Origin of the sequence: Parageobacillus caldoxylosilyticus, assembly GCF_019272935.1 — a bacterium.
Classification (GTDB): domain Bacteria; phylum Bacillota; class Bacilli; order Bacillales; family Anoxybacillaceae; genus Saccharococcus; species Saccharococcus caldoxylosilyticus.
This window is the reverse complement of sequence record NZ_CP040553.1, coordinates 233,022-249,915: the sequence shown is the minus strand read 5'-3', so window position 1 is coordinate 249,915 and position 16,894 is coordinate 233,022. Positions and strand designations below refer to the sequence as shown.

15 protein-coding genes and 3 pseudogenes are annotated in these 16,894 nt (G+C 41.5%); 5 read left to right on the top strand and 13 right to left on the bottom strand.

The genetic code is table 11. From position 1 onward, the window contains the following. Positions 1 to 110: 110 nt before the first annotated feature. The gene (locus BV455_RS01380) at positions 111 to 590 is read left to right on the top strand and encodes a DUF5680 domain-containing protein (protein WP_017437529.1); all 480 of its coding nucleotides are present in this window, start codon (positions 111 to 113) and stop codon (positions 588 to 590) included. A gap of 113 nt (positions 591 to 703) precedes the next feature. After that, entirely contained in the window at positions 704 to 2,539 is a 1,836-nt protein-coding gene (locus BV455_RS01375) for a monovalent cation:proton antiporter family protein (protein WP_017437528.1), read from the top strand. Positions 2,540 to 3,630: 1,091 nt separating this feature from the next. Here BV455_RS01375 and BV455_RS01370 read toward each other — a convergent pair. The 5 genes and pseudogenes from BV455_RS01370 to BV455_RS01350 form a co-directional block, all read right to left on the bottom strand. Beyond that, positions 3,631 to 4,176, bottom strand: a complete 546-nt coding sequence (locus BV455_RS01370) for a hypothetical protein (RefSeq protein WP_042409674.1) — start codon at positions 4,174 to 4,176, stop codon at positions 3,631 to 3,633. Positions 4,177 to 4,646: 470 nt separating this feature from the next. Then, entirely contained in the window at positions 4,647 to 5,117 is a 471-nt protein-coding gene (locus tag BV455_RS01365) for a GNAT family N-acetyltransferase (RefSeq protein ID WP_218687653.1), read from the bottom strand. 124 nt (positions 5,118 to 5,241) lie between these two features. Further along, positions 5,242 to 5,490, bottom strand: a pseudogene (locus BV455_RS01360) (prolyl oligopeptidase family serine peptidase); the annotation flags it as partial. 103 nt (positions 5,491 to 5,593) lie between these two features. Continuing rightward, the gene (locus BV455_RS01355) at positions 5,594 to 5,734 is read right to left on the bottom strand and encodes a hypothetical protein (RefSeq protein WP_161939255.1); all 141 of its coding nucleotides are present in this window, start codon (positions 5,732 to 5,734) and stop codon (positions 5,594 to 5,596) included. 66 nt (positions 5,735 to 5,800) lie between these two features. Further along, positions 5,801 to 5,902 carry a hypothetical protein gene (locus BV455_RS01350; RefSeq protein ID WP_321164458.1) on the bottom strand — a complete coding sequence of 34 codons (102 nt, stop codon included), beginning with the start codon at positions 5,900 to 5,902 and terminating at the stop codon, positions 5,801 to 5,803. A gap of 51 nt (positions 5,903 to 5,953) precedes the next feature. Here BV455_RS01350 and BV455_RS01345 point away from each other — a divergent pair. Both BV455_RS01345 and BV455_RS01340 read left to right on the top strand, forming a co-directional pair. Beyond that, positions 5,954 to 6,589 (top strand): annotated as a pseudogene (locus tag BV455_RS01345) (tyrosine-type recombinase/integrase); the annotation flags it as partial. 211 nt (positions 6,590 to 6,800) lie between these two features. Then, positions 6,801 to 7,280, top strand: a complete 480-nt coding sequence (locus BV455_RS01340) for a flavin reductase family protein (RefSeq protein ID WP_003247648.1) — start codon at positions 6,801 to 6,803, stop codon at positions 7,278 to 7,280. A gap of 339 nt (positions 7,281 to 7,619) precedes the next feature. Here the strand turns inward: BV455_RS01340 and BV455_RS01335 are convergent, their stop codons facing one another. Further along, entirely contained in the window at positions 7,620 to 7,790 is a 171-nt protein-coding gene (locus BV455_RS01335; protein ID WP_155835564.1) for a hypothetical protein, read from the bottom strand. Positions 7,791 to 7,916: 126 nt separating this feature from the next. On the opposite strand from BV455_RS01335, the pseudogene BV455_RS01330 reads away from it, so the two are divergent. Continuing rightward, positions 7,917 to 8,225, top strand: a pseudogene (locus BV455_RS01330) (tyrosine-type recombinase/integrase); the annotation flags it as partial. A 503-nt stretch (positions 8,226 to 8,728) separates the two neighbouring features. Here the strand turns inward: BV455_RS01330 and BV455_RS01325 are convergent. The 7 genes from BV455_RS01325 to BV455_RS01295 all read right to left on the bottom strand — a co-directional run bounded on the left by BV455_RS01325 (position 8,729) and on the right by BV455_RS01295 (position 16,775). After that, positions 8,729 to 9,991 (bottom strand): MFS transporter, encoded by a 1,263-nt coding sequence (locus BV455_RS01325; protein WP_218687652.1) that lies wholly within the window; start codon positions 9,989 to 9,991, stop codon positions 8,729 to 8,731. A gap of 352 nt (positions 9,992 to 10,343) precedes the next feature. Beyond that, positions 10,344 to 11,510: an IS256 family transposase gene (locus tag BV455_RS01320; RefSeq protein ID WP_218687363.1), complete on the bottom strand. Its 1,167-nt coding sequence runs from the start codon at positions 11,508 to 11,510 to the stop codon at positions 10,344 to 10,346. A gap of 772 nt (positions 11,511 to 12,282) precedes the next feature. After that, positions 12,283 to 13,026: an ABC transporter permease gene (locus BV455_RS01315; protein WP_218687651.1), complete on the bottom strand. Its 744-nt coding sequence runs from the start codon at positions 13,024 to 13,026 to the stop codon at positions 12,283 to 12,285. Further along, a complete protein-coding gene (locus BV455_RS01310) occupies positions 13,027 to 13,746 on the bottom strand; it encodes an ABC transporter permease (protein WP_017437519.1) in 720 nt (239 codons plus the stop codon). Next, positions 13,743 to 14,654 carry an ABC transporter ATP-binding protein gene (locus BV455_RS01305; protein WP_017437518.1) on the bottom strand — a complete coding sequence of 304 codons (912 nt, stop codon included), beginning with the start codon at positions 14,652 to 14,654 and terminating at the stop codon, positions 13,743 to 13,745. Before BV455_RS01305 ends, BV455_RS01310 begins: the two co-directional genes overlap by 4 nt. Positions 14,655 to 14,769: 115 nt before the next feature. Further along, positions 14,770 to 16,110 (bottom strand): sensor histidine kinase, encoded by a 1,341-nt coding sequence (locus BV455_RS01300; protein ID WP_218687650.1) that lies wholly within the window; start codon positions 16,108 to 16,110, stop codon positions 14,770 to 14,772. After that, positions 16,107 to 16,775 (bottom strand): response regulator transcription factor, encoded by a 669-nt coding sequence (locus BV455_RS01295; RefSeq protein WP_017437516.1) that lies wholly within the window; start codon positions 16,773 to 16,775, stop codon positions 16,107 to 16,109. The genes BV455_RS01300 and BV455_RS01295 overlap by 4 nt, the downstream gene beginning before the upstream one ends. Positions 16,776 to 16,894: the final 119 nt, after the last annotated feature.

The following is a 16,894-nucleotide window of genomic DNA, read 5'->3' as shown; positions in this document are numbered from 1 at the left end:
GATACAGAGCCGCTTTTATGACGGCTCTGTTTTATTGATGAATGAATTGGGTACAATTCGATATAATCAACAATATATTAGCTCGTTGGAGGAAGGAGAGGGAAACATCGATGGAAAGAGATACGGCAAATTTTATTGATTTTCTAGTGGAAGCAAAAAAACAGACATACGCTTCCGAGACGAATGATGCGTCGGTCCGTCCTTTATGGAACGGGGCAAAGCAGCTGGAATATCAGAAGGATGACTATTTGTACCGTGATATTTATTTCGGCTCCGTTTTTTTCGCCGGACAAGAAGTAGTGGAAGAAAAAGAGAGGCCAGTATGGTCAATGGTATATTCAGGAGGTGTCGTTATTCCCAGCTTGCCGCGGGCACAAGTAGCTTCTGTTTATGCGTTTTTACGCAAAGCGCTCCGATTAGTTGATGTGCAAGCGCCATATCGCGGCCCGCGTCAATGGCGAGATGGCTCGTATACATATCAGAATGATTATGAAGGTACATGGGAACGCTTTTGTGGGGAAGAGCGCATTTTCATCGCGGGAGAAAAAGTGTATGAGTTGCGCTACAGCGGCGGTCTAATCATACCGTGATTCGAGAGCTGAATTTAGTGAGCGATCCATTATTTTTGAAACCGTTTTGTTGCCAAATTTGTTTCTATGGGATAATATCTAAAGTCTAGAAAATGTTTGGAAAGGAGAATGGCATGGCGGAACAGTCGTCGATTACTTCGTTGTTGATTGTCGTTGTCGTTGCTTTTTTGACGCCCATATTATTGAATCGTTTGCGCCTGCAGGTCATTCCTGTTGTCGTGGCGGAAATTATCGCCGGCATTATGATCGGGAAGACCGGATTTAACCTTGTCAAACCGGACATGTGGATTGAAACGTTATCGACATTAGGCTTTTTGTTTTTAATGTTTTTAAGTGGATTAGAAATTGATTTTTCCGCGTTTGCGAATAAACCGAAAGCAAACAAGAAACAAAAGGAACCGAATCCATTTGTCGTCGCTTCGATTATCTTTTTGGCCATTTTCGTGTTGTCTTACGGGCTTTCCTATTTATTTGTATTAGCAGGTTATATTGATAATGCGTTTTTAATGACATTAATTATTTCTACTATTTCGCTTGGTGTCGTCGTTCCTACGTTAAAAGACACCAATCTCATGAAAACGACGATCGGGCAGACGATTTTGCTTGTTGCGGTTATTGCCGATTTGGCGACAATGATTTTACTGGCGGTTTTCGTTTCGATCTATGAACCAGGACATAAAAGCGTTTGGCTACTTCTTGGCTTGTTTGCCGCAGGTGTCGTCTTTTATTTTGTTGGTAAATATTTTAAAAAACGTTCCTTTGTGGAAACAATGGCAAAAGGAACAGTACAGATCGGCACGCGTGCTGTATTTACGCTGATTATCGTCTTGGTCGCCCTATCGGAGACATTTGGTGCCGAAAATATTTTAGGGGCGTTTTTAGCAGGGGTGCTCGTTTCTTTGCTGTCGCCGAATAAAGAATTGATGCATCAATTAGATTCCTTTGGCTACGGATTTTTCATCCCGATCTTTTTTGTCATGGTTGGAGTCGATTTAGATTTGCGGGCGCTGGTCACTGAACCGAAGATTTTAATGATGATTCCGCTGTTGGTGGCTGCGCTGGCGATTTCGAAAATTATTCCTGTCTCCCTATTAAAAATCTGGTATGACACAAAAACAACGCTCGCCGCGGCGTTTTTGCTTGTTTCGACTTTGTCGCTCGTTATTGCAGCGGCTACGATTGCCGAACGCATCGGCGTCATTGATGAAAATATGAAGGGCGCGCTTATTTTGGTGGCGGTCATCTCCAGCATCATTTCACCGATTTTATTTAAAAAATTATTTGTGAAGCCGAAAGAGGAAGACAAAAAGATTGCCATTTCGTTTATTGGCACGAACCAATTTACGTTATCGGCGGCAAAGGAATTAGACGAACAACGCTATGAAGCGACGCTGTATCATATCCAGCAAGAAAAAATGGAGCTGCCGCTTTCCGATCACGTGTTCCCGATTGTGGATATCGAGGACTATTCGCTGCCAACATTGGAGAAACATAAAGCGTTTGCCGCCGATATCGTTGTTGCTTGGACGGGAAATGAAAAGGTGAACGCTGCCGTCGCATTGGCGGCCAAAGAGCGGGGAGTCGAGCGGGTGCTTGCGCTGGCGGAAACACCGACACAAGTCGAACGGCTAAAGGAGGAAGGCATCGAAACCATGTCCGTCTTGCTGTCGTCGACATCGATGCTGAAGGCGTCGATTGAATCGCCGCGAGTGGCGCGGATGTTTATAAACAAGGATGCGACATTGCATGAAATTACGATGAATAACAATGAATATGATGGAATCCCGCTCCGCCGCTTTCCGTTTATGGGAGATTGCATTATCGTCCGCATTTTCCGCGAAAATGAATCGATCGTTCCGCACGGGGACACAAAGCTGCAAAAGGAGGATCGCTTGATTGTCACTGGCTCGGGCGAGTATGTCAATGAACTTCGGGAATTGCTGGAGTAACTGAGACAAGATATAAGATATAACGGCGCATAGTTTATTGCCAAAATGAACGCTTCAAACAGAGTCGTTTTTCATCACGGCTCTGTTTTTTCATGGACCTTATTTTTTAGTGTGATTCTTGGTGATTGACCTATCGGTATTATTGGTATTGGTATCGGCTTAATAGTTGGTGTTCCATGAACAGACGGAACGTAGGTGTCGGTTGTTTATTCGGATTGATCGGTGTTGCGGTTGGTTTTGCTGTGCTTGTCACTGTCATGGCGCTGGCTTTGGTGTAGCCACAGCCGTTGGCTTTATCGGTTGTTTTTTACCGTTGTCGCTGCCATCGTATCACTCCTTTCGAAATAAGAAAAAGAGGGGAGAGCTGATATTATCCCTCTTGTGTGGACAGTGTAGAAAAAGGACACACTGCTATACAGGAGGGATTTTTTTGGATAAATCAGATGCAAAATACATAAGCTATAGTTTTGAATTAAATTACGTGCAGTCGCGATGTATTTGAATGAACAATTAGGGTAGCGAAAAGTGGCCAGGAGAATGGAGATAAAAAATTCTAAAAAGGTACGCATTTGGGTAAGGAACTATCAACAGTATAGGGAAGAAGGACTAAAAGAACGTAGAGGAAAAACCATTTCCTCTAAACGGGGTCGTCCAAGAATGAAACCACTAACATTTTCGTGTTCACATAACTATTAAGGAGTAAACAGACAAGGTTACATAAAGACCAACCTATTCCTCCTCGTGCTGTAAAAGAGCTTTTTAACAACGCCGGATGGTGGCCTGAGTACAGCGAGAAAGATATTGCAAAAATACTGAATTCAAATATTGCTGTTGGAGTATGGCTGAGATTGTCTTGTAGGATTTGCTAGAACAGTCACTTTAGAGCATATATAAAAGATGTTGTAGTTCATCGAGACGTGAGAAAATAAGGATGGGCGAAAAAATGTTATCAGATGAATGATGTAAATGGAAAATGAATAGGTTTTACAATCATCTTTTTATTTATTTTCTGTTTTATTATGTATGAAGGAAGTTTGCTGCATCTATTGTGAAAAGATAGGTCTGCCGCCTATCTTTTCTGTGTCCAGTATTTAGCGGGACTTGATTTTTGCTTCAAATTGTCTAAGCGTTAATTGATTTAACTCTGGAAAACCTTCTTCTTTCAAGGAAATGGTTTTTCCTTCGTAAACAGGGTAGACTCCTTGCCATCCCCCGACAATGGTATACAATTTTGTTCCTGGAACAGGTTTTAGAAAGCAAACATATCGACCCTCAGCCATCGGTCCTGGATAAACTTTGTTGAGAGGATGTAAAGGATCAGGAAGGGGTTCAATACCGGTTGATAACACGTTGATGATTTTTCCGCCGGTTCCCTTTAAATATTTGTCGACATGAAAGCTTTGTACAAAATTGACGAGCTGCCCACCTTGTACAGACTTATTTAACGGCTGTTTCTGAAAAGAAGTATCGAACCAACCATAAGCAATTAATGTTGAGCCTCTTACTAAATCCTTTAAGTTTGCGACACGCTTGATATTTACTGCTTGTTTTGGAATGGTAATATTATGCGCCTGAACAGGTAAATGAAACGTAAACAGCAAACATATACAGATTAAAAACTTAGACCATACTTTCATTCAATCACCTCATCATATATCTTTGGTGAGCGTTATTATTGTTTAACAATCTTTCCTGGTTTATGCATGTTTCCTTTGTCCTCATCCTCCTGAATGACTTGTTTAATGCGTTGGATTTCGTAGTTTTTTCCACAGTGGAATACTCCTTTCTTTGTTTGGCGACGGGGGAATTTTTGCGCGAAGGTGGGTAGAAGGGTGCGGAACGAAGTGAAGCATACGAAGTATCAAGCAGCGCAGCCCCTTTACGCGCCTAACAAGCAAAAATTACAATGGGGTGAGGCAAAGGAAGGAGCGTACTTGGGAAAGAGGTAAAAAAATAAAACGCATTTTTGGCCTGTTGCACTTTTTTAATGCAAAGGCCTAAAAATGCGCTAAGACCAACTTTTTCAATCTTCTAAGCAGGCTTTTCTCCTCTTGTGTTAGAGGTAACTTGGGACTTTTTGAAATTGACATTTATATTGTCCTTCTAATTAACCTAACGGTTTCTCCATATCTAACATTGATTTAAAGCCTAGACTTTCATATAATTTTCTCGCTCTAGAACTAGACCATAATCTAGCTCGCTTTGCCCCATTATCTTTTAACCATGAACAAACTTCATCTACCAGTTGATAAGCTAATCCGTTACCTCTATGTTGCGGTAGAGTATAAACGGCTATTATCCAACCAAAAGGAGTTTGCTCTTCACTTAAAGGAAAGAAATACTCTTTTCTTAAAAGACCACCCGCACAAGCTACAATCTCTTTTTTTTCACTTTCTGCTACTCTAAACATGAGGTTTCCATTTTCACTTTCCTTAAAAAATAAACGTTCAACTTCATTAACCTTTTGTGAGTCAGGCAAAGGTATGCCATCTATTTCACCCATTTCACATGCCATTCTAAACCAAAATTCTGCTATTAACGGAAGCTCGTTTTTAGTAGCCCAGCGTGTTTCATACATCTGTAATTCCCCCATCCCTACAACATTAGTTTGACGTTTTCCTTACTATTTAGAATAAAGTTCTTCATATAATTTATGGAGCAGATAAAATAAGCTTATGCTGTATCACCAGTTTGTGATGAATCTATTTATTTAATGACTGGGCAGCCAACCATTCCATAATTGTTGTTGTTTTGCCATTAATTGTTGTTACACATTCGTTGTTATATACATAAATCCATGACCAATGTCCATTGTATTGATATGGTGTACCATCTGCATTTTTGTACAAGCCTGTAGTGTCATGCACATCATCAAATAAGGATAAATGAACATTTTTTGCTCCAGCTTCGATCAAACGGTGCTGATTCATTGAGCAGTTTGGAATGCAATATAATCAGCGTTATCGAAAGTTCTATACACCAAAATAGTATGTTAGAGGGCGGAAATTGTTTTTAGAAGTTAAAGCTAGGAATCTTAAAATATGAGAAACTGTTTCATTGATTTTTTATTTTTCTTTTCAATAGTTCAACAATGACTAAGGGAATTCGATGTTTTTTGGCAATATCAATGCTTGTTATTTCTGGATTTTGTTCTAATTCTTTTTCAATAATGGTTTGAATTTCTTCTTTTTTCAATTTAATTCACTCCTATTATTTATAAAGCTTTTGAAAATAATTTTAGATTTAGTACTGGAAATGTGTTTAAATACCACTCGGCGTAATCGCAATACCAAAAGGAGTGGGGGATCCAACCGGTATAGGTGCTCCGATGACTGTGTTGGTTGAGGTGTTAATGACTGACACAGTATTACCTACATTGGCAACATAAGCACGAGTTCCATCTGGGGTAATGGCGACATCCAGGATTTAAAATCGGCCGATGAAGACAACGAAAAAATCATGTGGCTCACAGAAGAAGAATTCGAGGACTTATTGCATCGGATGCGGAAAAAACCGGTTCGCAGCAGAGGAGTGGATCCCGAAGAGAAATATCGCCGCGACCGCCCGGTGGTGTACTTGCTTACCTATGCGGGATTGCGGGTAGAAGAGTTATCAAATTTGAAATTAACGGACTTAGATTTAGAGATGAAGCGAATTCGGATCGTGGGAAAAGGGATGAAGGTAAGAACGGTGCCGATCTCGAATATCTTGTTGGCAGAACTCGAGGATTGGCTCAAGTTTCGCGCGGAAATGACGAAAAAGAAGCCGCATGTCGCCGAGTCACCATACGTCTTTTACAGCCAGCGCTCGCCGAAATTTTCTGTCCGGGGCATCCAGCGAATGATTGAAAGCTACAGCCTGCCGAACAAAAAGCTAACCCCTCATATGTTCCGGCATACGTTTTGTAAGTGGATGCTAAAGGCGACGAACAATGACATCGAGAAAGTACGGAGGCTCGCCGGCCACAGCAATATCGCCACAACGTCCCGATACTTAAAAGACAGCTATAGCGATCTGGCGGATGCGGTGGAGGCGTTGCCGAAATTTTAACATCAAGATGGATGACAGTTTTAGCATCGGAGCTGTCCAAGTACATTTAGAGACTATATAGAAAAGTTTGGCCGCTGTATTCTAAGTTGTGAAATCTCCTTTGTCTCCTAAAAATGAAAAGATGGACATATATTATTAGCTTGGATAAAATGGAAATAGAACATCTACACAACTGAAAAACGCGATTTTTACGGAAGGAGGAGTTCCATACATGGATGCCAAGGCGAAAAAAACGGCTTTACGCGGAATTACATACGGTTTATACATTGTCGGCACAAAAGATGAAAATGGTGCTGCCAATGCTTTTGCGGGAAACTGGCTGACACAAACGTCTTTTAATCCTCCATTGGTAGCGGTTGCAGTGAAAGTAGGCACTCGTTCCCAAGAGCAAATTGCCAAAAGTGGCGTATTTAGCGTCAATATTTTAGAAACGGGCCAAAAGGATATGGTCACCGCTTTCTTTAAATCTTTAGAACCGGAAGGAAATAAGCTGGCAGGGTACGAATTCTATACCGAAGAAACAGGATGCCCGATTTTTAAAGATGCGCTCAGTTTCTTTGAGTGCAAAGTCGTCGAAAAAGTAGAAAAAGGCGATCACTATATTTATGTGGGCGAAGTAATCAATGCGGGTGTGCATCGGGAAGGCGATCCGCTGACACTGAAGGAAACCGGATTTTATTACGGGGGGTAATTTGGGGACTCCCAACGTACAAGCCTGTTATAAGCAGTTGCGAAGGGAACGGATATGAAAACCACTGCATGTATGATATGAAGCAGGCTTTTTCCGCCTGCTTCATCCTTTTAATGCCTCTCGAATCATCAGCGCGTGCTCTGGCTGATTAGAAGACGTAGGCGTTTCAATATAAAACTTTCCTTGATGAAAAATGATCTTCACCTGATCGATGTTCTGACGTTGTTTCACCTTGATGCGATAATGACGCCCTAAATACGGCAATTTTTCTCCGCTGACAAATTCTAATGGAGAAGGCGGCTGCTTAATTTCATTCAGTGAACTCCATTTATCTAAAATCTACGGAGCTTTTTTCCGTAAAATGTGATCGATCTCCTCTTGACCCAAATGGCCGGGAGATGTCACCGTCACTCCCTCCATCCACTCTACCACAATCGAAATATCCTCTTTCCCTTTCACTTGCTGCAATGTATACTCAATCACTGTCGTCCCAAACTGAAAGGTAGGCATAAAACATGTTCCCAAAAATATCAAGTGATACCCCTATTATACAAGTCAGTTATCCACTTTTTTACTGGATTTATTCCACAATATCCCACGCATAAATACCGACGGGATCGCGAGATTATTTAGTCTCGCGCGGAAATGGCAAAAAAGAAACCACATGTGGCCGCATCGCCATAAGTCTTTTACAGCCAGCGCTCCTTAAAGTTTTCTGTTCGAGGCATTCAGGGAATGATTGAAAGCTACAGTCTGCCGAACAAAAAGCTAACCCCTCATATGTTCCGGCATACGTTTTGTAAGTGGATGTTAAAAGCAACGAACAATGACATCGAGAAAGTGCGGAGGCTCGCCGGTCACAGTAACATCGCCACGACATCTCGATACTTAAAAGACAGTTATAGCGATTTGGCGGATGCTGTGGAGGCGCTGCCGAAATTTTAACAAAGTTTGTTGTGCGTAGGTGTCGTAGGTGTACCGATAACGATTGGGATAGTCCGGTACGGCCATGGCAATCATTCTTCGAGGATTGCCATGGCCTTTGGTGTTTTCTTATCCCATTTAACCAGCGCTTCCTTAAGTCAAAGACGGCCCAATCTCCCTCTGCTTAATTAACATGAGTTTTTAAAATGAATGGATAGAGAGTTAAAAAATTACATGGATTCTCTTATATCCATCGTAATTCATATCGGATATTTGTACAATTGCATCCCGGAAATTGAGTAAAAAGAAACTTTATTTTCCGATTGGCTAAGTTTACTGAACGGAGAGGGGATTTTACCCAATCGCTAGAATGCGACCTATTTGCACACGCTACCACTCTAACAGAAATTAGCGTATATAACTACATAATATTGTAGTTCTTTTTTCATCGTTCGTACATCAAAAGATACTTGTAGGAGATGCGCTTCATAACAGAACGACGGTGGTCAAGGCGGACTTTCATTTTAATTCGGCTTAGCTTGCTTGTTTCTGAAATTATTCATTAGAAGTTCTTTGTTAAATTTCTTTAAAGCAATGAATAAGACTACAAATAACACAGAATAAACAATTCCTAAGGAGATGTTAGGAATTCTTAAAGCGATATCTCTACTCACATATTTTTCCGCCAGATTTACAATTCCTCCTCCAAGCAACATGCCTAATGGACTCATTCCCCAAGATAGTAATTGAAAGACTCCACTTACCCTACCTAATTTATTATCAGGGATTATTCTCTGGCGCAATGATAAGTTACAAATATTGAAAGTTACAATAAAAAAGCTGGCAATAAAATAAAGAATTCCAACAATAAACGGATTGCTTGTTAATCCAACACTTCCAAGTGTAAATCCCATCATTAATAGCGACATTAAAATGGTGGCGTTAAAACCGAATTTATTTTTCAATAACGATATACTTTGGCTACCAATAATGCTTCCAATAGTGCCAACGGCTATTAACAGTCCAAAGCCAGAGGAGTCTAGCTTTAATATCTCTTTCACATAAAAAACTTGTATGGCCAACGTAGAGGTGAACATGAGAGTAATTCCAATCCCCATTAAAGCCAAAGTCAACAATAATTGGTTTTTCCAAACAAATTTTACTCCTTCAAGAATATCTAACTTACTCTTTTTATTTAAAGCATGACTTTTCAAACTAGCTGTTGTCTTTAATAAAAATAAAAAAGGGATAGTGGCTAGAAGTGAAATGATATCGAGAGCAAAGGGGATAAATATTCCAAAACTAATCAGGATTCCGCCTATGGACCGTCCTACCACATCACTCATAGTTAGTCTTGAAGTCATTATATAACCGTTAGCTTTCTCTAAAATATCTTTTGAAACTATAGAGGGAACTAATGTTTGAGCCGTACTGTCAAATACTACTTTTGTTATTCCGATGAGAAATGCTGCGAGAATTAACAGAGGGATGCTTATTATTTTGAACAAAATACTTACATTTAGTACAATCAACACTATTATTCTAATAATGGCTGCTAAAATCATTAATTTCTTTTTTGGATAATAATCAATGAGGGCTCCTATGTATAAACTGAATAATAACCAAGGTAAAGTCATCGAGGCAGAAACCAGCGAAACGAAAAATGTATTAGATGTAATCATAGATGCTAACCAAGGCATAGCCAGTAACGTCAGTCCATCACCAAAAGTGGAAAAGGATACAGCTATAAGTAAATGATAGAAATTGCGTCCTAATCTTTTCGACAATTTTATTCACTCGCTTTTTGAACAGTAAAATTAACCAATTTGTTTAAGGATTCTACTAATGGAGTTAAATATTTATAGTTAAAATACTGTTATTACCTTTAAGGATTTTTGAAACCGAACGCACCAATTAAAAGCAAACCAATATTTAATAATAAGAAAATCAAACTAAAAATAAGTAAAATCCCACGTTTTGGTACCGTCAAGAATTTTGTGTAATATAATGGGGGTAGGGTTTCTCTGAAATGGATTTGGAATGAATAGGGAACTAGTTTCCTCCACACAGGAGACTGAATATTCAGTCTCCTGTGTGGAAAGGGAGAATCCCCCTATTTTGTTTATTTACAGTATTTGGTTAATGATAACGTTCTTCAAACATTCGCTCGAGGGCTTCCTGTGCTTCGGCAAATCCTCGTAACTTTCGTCCTGCCCATTTCTCATTAAAATCTTGAATGGTCAAATATACGACTTTTTCAGCGGCTTCTAAACTATTCAAACTGTTCATCGGCTTTAGACGTTTCCGAATCTCCTTGATCGTTCGTTCGATGGCATTGGTCGTATAAATCACACTTCGAATACTGCTTGGATAATCCATAAATGTAAGGAGGACATCCAACTCATTGGCCCAAGATTGGACTTCTCTCGGATACTTGCTTGACCATTTCGACTCAAACTGTTGAAACATCTGTAACGCCATCTCCTTATTCGGCGCGCGATAAATCAGCTTGAGATCCTCGGCCACTTCAAATTGGTCTTTTTTCCGAACACGATGGAGCGTGTTACGGACTTTGTGAACGACACAACGCTGCACATCGGCTTTCGGATAAACCGCCTTAAAGGCTTCCTCCAACCCTGGTAGTCCATCGAATACGCCCAGAAGCACTTCCTTGGCGCCTCTTTGGTAGAGGTGTTGAAGAATTTCCTGCCATACATAGGCGCTTTCTTGTCCTCCCACAAAAAAATCAAGAATTTCGCGATATCCTTCTTCGTTCACCCCTAACACCACATAAATGACTTCTTTCTCCACGGTTTCGCGACGAAGTTTTACGTATAAACCATCCAAATATAAGACGGAATAACGCTTGTGCAGTGGACGAGTGTGCCATTTCTCGATGTCTTCCTTCACTACATCGGTAATACGGCTGATCGTTGCAGGAGAATAGGCATTGCCTAAAATTCGTTCAATAAACTTGCCAATTTCACGCGTACTCATGCCACTTTGATACATCCTGATGATGGCTTCCTCCAGCCAGCCGGTGTGGCGTTGGTAAGGAGCGAACAATTGGGTTTGAAATTCTCCGTTTCGGTCTCTAGGGACCAAAAGACCTTCAATCCGGCCATATTGCGTATCTAGATTTCGTTGATAGTAGCCGTTTCTCATATTTGATGTTCCGGCCTGTTCTATTTCGAGGAAATTCTTGATTTCTTCCCGCATGATCAGTTCTAATTTTTCCTTTACAAACTGACGAATGACACTTTCCAGTTGATTTGCCCAGTCGACATTCGGTATACTTTTAGACATAGGTAGGGTTCTCCTTTCTCTGGAATGTTTGGGTTCAATCAGAGAATACCCTACCTTTTTTATTTTGATCTAGTAAAATGCTTTACACAAAATTTTATACATCATCCACGTTTTGATAACAGTGCAAAAATTAAACTAATAAAACTATAAAAAATAGGTATGAATAATCCTATAGGTCCTTTTTGACCAAACGTTGCTAAAGGAGTGTATTCATATTTTATGTTTAATAATAGAAAAGGTAGAATACTGAGTACTAAAAAAACAAAAGAAATTATTGAGTAAATATTTTTCATTTAATCCACCTAATTTCTTAAAAGAATTTTGGATGTTATTCCTAATTATAAAAAAATATTACAGTTTAATTATAACATGTAAGACCGTTTTAATACCAGTTGGTTGTATGAAGTATCTGTTGGTTGCTATTTTGGAGCAAAGGCAATTTGTGCTTTAGTATAGAAAGCAACAAAGAAGACCGAAGGTTTTTACACCTCCGGTCTTCTTCATTGGCTTTTCTTTATAATATTTCCTGCACCAGTAAAGGCAATAAAAATAGTCGCCACAACATAAAAAACTAATATATCCACACGAATGGCATATAGGTAGAAAAAGTTCGATATTAGTAAGATAACCAATAATAATATAATGGAAAACATGAATGTCCTAGAAACAAAGCGATCTATTTTGAACTTATGTACTCATCTACTTTATTATTTTCTTTTTGCTTTCTCACTATGGACAAGAGCCACCAAAATATTAAGGAAACTAGCTGTTTTTAGATATTTTCTTTTCGCCGGAAATACAACAGACCGCCAAAGAAGAAAATGAGAAAGCTGCCGCCGACCACTGTTAAGACTTGTTCCCATGGGACAAAGAATATATCATTTTCCGCCTCCCCGGATACATACATCATCAAAAATGGCTGTGCCCAAGGGTATAATGGTCCGAATTTTTCCGAGTTTACTGCCAAAATGGCTGGCAAAGTGAAAACGACGTTCACGGCAAAGGGCGCGGCGAAACTTTTAAAAAGCATCGACATCCACAATTGCAAAGCAAGAAGAGGGAACGTCGCGATCCAGCCGCCAAAAATGCTTTTCCAAAGGAGCATCATAGGAAACGGCTCCTCCGCCTCCTTCAGCACTCCAGAAGTCCAAATAGCAAGCAAATAGAGCAATTGAATGGTCAAGGCGATGAGGATGAGGATCGTATATTTGGCGAGAAATACCTGGTTCCTTGTCACCGGCATGGCCAACAGTTGCTTCCACCCTCCGTTTTGATGTTCATACCGGCAGATGAGGCCAGCCAAGATGCCGGTCGTGAGTGGCAAAAAATGCAAGGCGTAAAGAAGCGTGGTAAACGCGATCAAAAATTCCCACAAAAATATTTTTTCGAATCCGAATTTGTCCGGCTGGAGCGTCAGTGCATAGAAAAACGTAATGAGTGGACCAAGCAAAATGGCGGTGAAGACGAATTTGGATTTTCTTAACTTAAACCACTCCGACTGCAAAAGAGAAATCATTCATTTCACATCCCTTCGTGCAAAATCCAGCATCCCGGTGATATAAAGGATGACACCGACACAAATGCCCAAAACGACATTGACGAGCGGTTCATCCCATTGGTTTTGCAACGATGGCCACTTCCATGGCAGCCAATCCGGCAACTTAAAACTGTAGGAGGTAAACAAAAATCCAACCACTCCGAGGGAGATCGGAATCCCCTGGTTATTGCTTACGGTTGCTACCCAAAGGTGCAAAGCCAACAAAGGAAGCGATGCAAAATATGGGTAGAAGCTGAATTTGGCGATTTCCGCGTACGGTATGACAGAACCGAGATCCAAATAAATACCTAGAAGCCATGTGAAAAAGAATAATAGAACCGAAGCGACAGCCAACAAGAACGCCAATACCGTGAATTTGGACAAAAACACCCCCATTTTCGATACCGGCAAGGCGACAAGTTGTTTCCAGGCATTCGTTTCATTTTCGATACTGGCTGCAAGGGATGTCAAAATGGTGATCCCGAGTACCAGTGCAAGCGGCGTGAAGCTGTTGACATTCTGCAAATAAAACAGCCAGTCATCATCGCTTCTTTGAAGGAGCCATTCTCTCCTGCCGGGGACGAGCTCGTAATTGAACCACTGCAGCAGGACGACACCAAATGGACCTAGGACGGTCAAAAACCATAATCCTTTCCGTTTGATTTTCAAAAAATCGGTCGCAAGCAGTTTCGCGATCATCTGTCGTCACCACCTGCGGTCATCTTCAGGAAAATGTCTTCCAGCGATTGATGTTCTTCTTCCACCCGGTAAACCGAGTATCCTTCATCCACGAGGATTTCGACCACTGCGGCGACCGCTTCATCCGACTGTTCATACAAATAAATGATGTTATCCTGATAGTCCGTTTTTATTCCTTTTGCCAGCAAAGAACGGTATGCATTGTTGGCGTCGCTCACCTTTAATCGGATTTTCAGTTGGGCTTTTTTGCGCATTGCTTTAATGGAATCTTGGAAAATCAGCTTCCCCTTCGAAATGACACCGACATAGGTCGCGACTTGATCGATTTCAGAAAGCAAGTGGCTTGAAATCAGCACGGTCATGTCTTTTTCTTTCGGTAAACGCTTGATTAAATTCCGCATCTCAATGATTCCTGAAGGGTCGAGGCCGTTTGTCGGCTCATCCAGAATCAGCAATTTTGGATCGTTCAACAATGCCATCGCAATCCCCAACCGTTGTTTCATCCCAAGAGAAAAGCCTTTTACCTTTTTATCGGCTGCTTTACTCAGGTGGACAAGTTCCAGAACTTCATCAATTTTTTCCTTGGGAGAGCCCAAGATTTTCCGCATGGCTTCCAAATTTTCATAGGAGGTCAAGTGGGAGTAATAAGACGGGCTTTCCACCAATGACCCAACATTCCGAAGAATCGAAATCCGATCTTTTTTCAAGTCTCTGCCAAAAATCCGGACCGATCCAGCCGTCGGTCTCATGAGGCCTAGAAGCATCCGGAGAGTTGTCGATTTCCCCGCTCCGTTCGGACCCAAAAACCCGTATACTTCCCCTTTGGGAATTTTCAGGTTCAGGGCGCTTACGGCGATCTCCTTTCCAAATCGTTTCGTCAGATTATGAGTTTCGACGATATATTCCATCCTTCCATCACCTCGCAACACCATCATAGGAATAGAAGGTTAAAATGAGGTGTCGAGACAGTTTAAAATTTGTTTAAAAACAAAAAAGGAAAGGAAATGGATTCCTTTCCTAGCATTATCGATAATGAATGATTTTTATGATTGTCCCAGTTTCCGATGATTCGATTTTCCAGTCCAGCCCCATCTTCTTCACCATCAAATCCACGATGGCAAGCCCGACTCCCGCCCCTTTTTCGGAGCTTTTGTGCCGGAATCCTTTGCCACGGTCAAGCACGACCAACGCGTCATAAGAATCGGTTTTTTTCGTTTTCAGCCCGATATATTTTCCGTCCTTGGCGTGGCGGATGACATTTTGAAACAAATTGTCAAAAATCCGTTCCATCCAAAGCGGATCGACGTTCCAATGCTTTTGTTCCAAATCATCCAGCTGGACATCTATAGAAAAACCTTCTTTTTCAAAAACTGGATACCAGGCGGCGATGAAGGAACGGGCAAGCCGGACCACATCCGTCGGAGCCGGTTCATATTTCAATTTTTTGGCGTTTAAAAGCGTATACGATATCAAATTCTCGATCAACCGGTCCATTTTCGAAACCGACTGTTCGATCGTGTTCACAGCTTGTCTTGCCACTGGAGTCAAAGCCTCTTTCCCCAACGTATAGGCATGCGCCCGGATTTTGGTAAGCGGCGTACGCAAATCATGGGACAGATTGGCGATCAGTTCTTTCCGCAGCTGTTCCTCCGCTTCTTCCCGTTTCCGGCTTTCTCGGAGCTCATCCACCATTTGATTGAAGGCCATCTCCAGTTGGCCGATTTCATCCTGTTTTCTCACCGTGATGGATACTGGCAATCCGTCCACGTCCCGTATCTCCATGGCATGTTGCAAATAAAGGAGACGTTTGCGGATCCCCAAGAAAAACAAATACGATACGGTCACAAATAACACGATTCCCGCGGGAACGATGAAATACATAAAATCGGTATTCACTTCGGTAAATGCGGGTTGAAGCAGCTTCCTCTCGATTTCAAAAACGACGAATCCATAGGATGCATCATTTTTTGGAAAGGCAATGACCGTAAAGGGGTCGTTGTCATAACGCGCCTTGATGAAGTTGGCGGTATAGGCGGCATTCCAATGTTTCGGAATATCCGCAGCAAGGTTCCTTCCGGCGGCGAGCCGGCCTTTGCTGTCCACCCAAAACAAGCGCGCTTTCGGATAACGGTTTTGCCATTCTTCAAACATCCGGTTGATGTCTTCGCTTCCGGGGTTTTTGAGACTACGGGCATCCTCGTGCCAGGCTTTTTCGATCTGCAACGTTTCCGAGTCTTTATGGTCATAGACATTGAAGACCAAAAGGCTAGTTCCGATGACAAGGAGGTTGATGAAAAACAGGGCGGTTAAAATAATGGCCATATATTTTGCCGTAAGCGACCGCAATCTTTTTACTCTTTTCATTTTCTCACCCGATAACCGATTCCCCGGATCGTTTCAATGATTTCTGGATTTTTTGGATCTTTTTCCAGTTTTTCGCGAAGATAACGGATGTGCACCATCAATGTTTTATCCCCTTCAATATAAGGTTCACCCCAAACGCCCTCATATAACTGCTCCTTTGTCAAAATTTGATTGAGATGACGAAGGAAGTATTGAAAAATTTGATATTGTTTTCCTGTCAACAGGATTTCTTCCCCCGTTTCATGATTGACGATGCGCATATCCTTTGTATGGATGGTCAAATGCTTCAGTTTCAGGATTTCATCATTTTTGTTGAAGCGCCGGAGCAAAACCTCCACGCGGGCGGCCAACTCATCGGGGTGGAACGGCTTGGTCAGATAATCATCGGCGAAACTCAATCCTTCCACTTTGTCCTCGATGGCAGTCCGCGCTGAAAGCATCAAAATCGGCAGATCTGGATGCTCCTTTTTAATCCGTTTGCCGATGGAAAAGCCGTCCAGACCCGGCAGCATCACATCCAAAATGACAAGGTCGCAATGGGCAAGGTGCTCTTCGACCTCTTCTCCGGACCGGAGCCAAGTTACATGATGCCCACGTTCCGTAAGGTTCATGGTCACCCAACGGCCGATTTCCTGTTCATCTTCTATGTATAAAACTCGTGCCAACGTTCTCCCTCATTTCTTCTCATAATCTTAACTCTATATTAACCAATACTTGTTTGACTTGGTCAATCCCTTTATGTACTGCGCGATTACTGGCGGGAAAACGAAATTTTAACGGTTGC